At 70.1% G+C, this 728-nt stretch carries 1 protein-coding gene; it reads right to left on the reverse strand.

Annotated features, from left to right (window positions below):
- On the reverse strand, window positions 1-728 hold a 728-nt coding region (locus tag C662_RS19540), incomplete at both ends, for a phosphoenolpyruvate carboxylase (RefSeq protein ID WP_002934606.1).

Here is a 728-nt window from a genome sequence, read left to right on the forward strand (position 1 = left end):
AGCCGCTGTTGCGCAAGCCCGCCGCGATGCCGTTGATCGAGATATGGATGCCGTTGCGGGTGCGCTCGTCGCTGCCGGCAGCGGCGGCGGCTTCGCGGTGGCGGCGCAGCAGCTCGACCTGGACGTGGTTGAGCGGGTCCAGGTAGGGGAAGCGGTTGCGGATCGAGCGCTTGAGCAGTGGGTTGCCGTCGAGCAGTGCGGCCTGGCCGGTGATCTTGAGCACCGCCTCGACGGTGGCCTGGTGCTCGGCGCGGATGCGCCCGAAGATCGCCTCGCGCAGCGCGGCGTCCTTGACCAGCTCGGCGTAGCGGCTGGCGATCGCGAGGTCGGTCTTGGCCAGCACCATGTCCATGTTCGACAGCAGGGTCTGGAAGAAGGGCCACTCGCGGTTCATGCGCTGCAGCAGCGCCAGGCCGTCCGCGGGCTGGCGGGCGAGCAAGGCCTGCACCGCGCTGCCAAAGCCGTACCAGCCCGGCAGCATCACCCGGCACTGCGACCAGCTGAAGACCCAGGGGATGGCGCGCAGATCCTCGATGGCGGTGCTCTTCTTGCGCGAGGCCGGGCGGCTGCCGATGTTGAGCGCGGCGATCTCGCTGATCACGGTCGATTCCCAGAAGTAGCGCTCGAAGCCCTCGGTCTCGTAGACCAGGCCGCGGTAGGCGGCGAAGGCGGCGTCCGACAAGGCCTGCATGGCCTCGAGGAAGGCCGCCGGGGTGGGCGCGGCGCTG

Origin of the sequence: Thauera sp. 28, from assembly GCF_000310145.2 — a bacterium.
Classification (GTDB): domain Bacteria; phylum Pseudomonadota; class Gammaproteobacteria; order Burkholderiales; family Rhodocyclaceae; genus Thauera; species Thauera mechernichensis.